Below are 2,157 nucleotides of genomic sequence, written 5' to 3' on the forward strand. Positions count from 1 at the left end.
ACTGGCTTGCGAGCGCGGTATGCAGCGCCTATCAACCCCTTAGAGGGGCGTACAGAAGTACGCTCTAACACTTTGAATCTTCGCATCGTGCTTTCCGAACATCGATTCCGATTTTCAGGCCGATGCGGCAGCGGAGGAGATCGAGCATGGCCGGGCTTTATCTGGAAGAGTTCGTCGTCGGCCATGTCTTCCGGCACACGCTGCGGAAAACCGTCACCGAAAGCGACAACATGCTGTTTTCGGTAATGACGCTGAACCCGCAACCGCTGCACATTGATTTCGACTTCGCCGCCAAAAGTGAATGGGGCAAGCCGCTGGTCAATTCGCTGTTCACGCTGGGCCTGATGATCGGCATTTCGGTGAACGACATCACCGTCGGCACCACCATCGCCAATCTCGGCATGAAGGAGACGGTGTTTCCGCATCCGGTCTTCCACGGCGACACGATCCGCGTCGAGACGACGGTGATGTCGGTGCGCGACTCCAGGTCGAAACCGGATCGCGGCATCGTCGAGTTCGAGCACCGCGCCTACAACCAGAACGACGTGCTCGTCGCCAAATGCACGAGGCAGGCAATGATGATGAAGAAGGCGGCCTGACCGATGCGCTCGCTGCTGTTCGTTCCAGGCGATTCCGAAAAGAAGCTGGAAAAGGCGTTTGGCGCCGGCGCCGACGTGGTCATCGTCGATCTCGAGGATTCGGTCGCGCCACAAAACAAGGCCTTGGCACGCGATATCGCCGCACGCTTCATCCCCGAACACAGGCATCAAACCAGATCCGCGATCTATGTCCGCATCAACGATCTCTCGACCGGCCTGACCGATGACGATCTGGCGGCGCTCGTGCCGGTGAAACCCCGCGGGATCATGCTGCCGAAGTCGAATAGCGGACAGGATGTCCAGCATCTCTCGGCAAAGCTCAGGGTGCACGAGGCCGAAAGCGGGCTGCCGGATGGTGAGATAAAAATCCTGCCGATCATCACCGAAACAGCTGCCGGCGTGCTGGCGGCTGCGACCTACGCCAACGCAAGCGCGCGGCTTGTCGGCTTGACCTGGGGTGCGGAAGACCTGTCGGCAGCAATCGGTGCGCGCACGGCCCGCGACGAGAATGGCCGCTACACCGATGTGTTCCGCTTCGCACGCACCATGACCATCCTTGCCGCGGCTGCCGCGGAAGTCGCGGCGATCGACACGGTTTTTCCGCACTTTCGCCACATGGCGGGCTTCGAGGCGGAATGCGCCGAGGCAGAGCGCGACGGGTTCACCGGCAAGATGGCAGTCCATCCGGCGCAAGTGCCGGTCATCAACGCTGCCTTTACGCCGTCGACCGAGGCGGTGAAACACTCCCTGGCGATCGTTCAGGCATTCGAGGCGGCTGGAAATCCCGGCGTCGTCGGCATCGATGGCAAAATGTACGACCGGCCGCATCTGCGGCTGGCAGAGCGGCTTGTGGCGCGAGCCAGGGCGGCAGGGATTTCCACCTAATCTTTTGCCAGCCCTAATCTTTCTCCAGCCCTAATCTTTCTCCAGCCCTAATCCTTTTCCCAGCGAGGCCGGCGCATCGAAAAGATCTCGCTGACGCTGGCATAATCCATGTAGCCGAGACGGCCGACATTGCCCGCCTTGGCGATATCGAAGATGCCGTCGTTCAGGAATGCATCGTCGATATGCACACCGACGACTTCGCCGGCAACGACGATGGCGCTGGTCAGCGTCCCGTCCAGCGCCTTTGGCCGCAAGATCTCCGTCACCCGGCATTCAAGCGCCGCGGGCGCTGCCGCGACGCGGGGCGGCGCAACCAGACGCGACGGCGCCATTGTGAGATCGGCATAGTCGAATTCGGTCACGCCGCGCGGCGCATCGACCGCCGTGCGGACCATTTTTTCAGCAAGATCGCGGCTGACGAGGTTGGCGACGAACTCGCCCGTCTCTTCGGCGAAGGTAGCGCTGTCCTTCTCGCCTTCGGACGAAAACCAGACGATGAAGGGCCGCGTCGAAAAAGCATTGAAGAAGGAATAGGGGGCGAGGTTGATCTCGCCCGCCTTGTTCACCGTCGAGATCCAGCCGATCGGCCGTGGAGCCACGATCGCCTTGGACGGGTCATGCGGCAGCCCATGCCCCTTTGCCGGCTCGTAGAACATTCAGCCCACCCACGGCC

Annotated in this window: 3 protein-coding genes; 2 read left to right on the top strand and 1 reads right to left on the bottom strand. The window is 61.5% G+C overall.

Annotated features, from left to right (window positions below):
- Nucleotides 1-146 precede the first annotated feature (146 nt).
- Together EOA85_RS33450 and EOA85_RS33455 are read left to right on the top strand one after the other, a co-directional pair.
- Complete coding sequence (locus EOA85_RS33450) at nt 147-599, top strand: MaoC family dehydratase (RefSeq protein ID WP_065009464.1); 453 nt, start codon at nt 147-149, stop codon at nt 597-599.
- A 3-nt stretch (nt 600-602) separates the two neighbouring features.
- On the top strand, nt 603-1,484 hold the full coding sequence (locus tag EOA85_RS33455; protein WP_127212559.1) for a CoA ester lyase: 882 nt from the start codon (nt 603-605) through the stop codon (nt 1,482-1,484).
- 47 nt (nt 1,485-1,531) lie between these two features.
- On the opposite strand, the gene EOA85_RS33460 is transcribed toward EOA85_RS33455, so the two are convergent.
- The gene (locus tag EOA85_RS33460; protein WP_127212560.1) at nt 1,532-2,140 is read right to left on the bottom strand and encodes a flavin reductase family protein; all 609 of its coding nucleotides are present in this window, start codon (nt 2,138-2,140) and stop codon (nt 1,532-1,534) included.
- Nucleotides 2,141-2,157: the final 17 nt, after the last annotated feature.

Origin of the sequence: Mesorhizobium sp. M5C.F.Ca.IN.020.29.1.1 (genome assembly GCF_003997375.1) — a bacterium.
Lineage (GTDB): Bacteria > Pseudomonadota > Alphaproteobacteria > Rhizobiales > Rhizobiaceae > Mesorhizobium > Mesorhizobium wenxiniae.

What these genes read in the sequence shown, in the direction of transcription:
- EOA85_RS33450 (WP_065009464.1), top strand. Translation starts at nt 147, where the DNA reads ATGGCCGGGCTTTATCTGGAAGAGTTCGTCGTCGGCCATGTCTTCCGG.
- EOA85_RS33455 (WP_127212559.1), top strand. Translation starts at nt 603, where the DNA reads ATGCGCTCGCTGCTGTTCGTTCCAGGCGATTCCGAAAAGAAGCTGGAA.
- EOA85_RS33460 (WP_127212560.1), bottom strand. Translation starts at nt 2,140, where the DNA reads ATGTTCTACGAGCCGGCAAAGGGGCATGGGCTGCCGCATGACCCGTCC.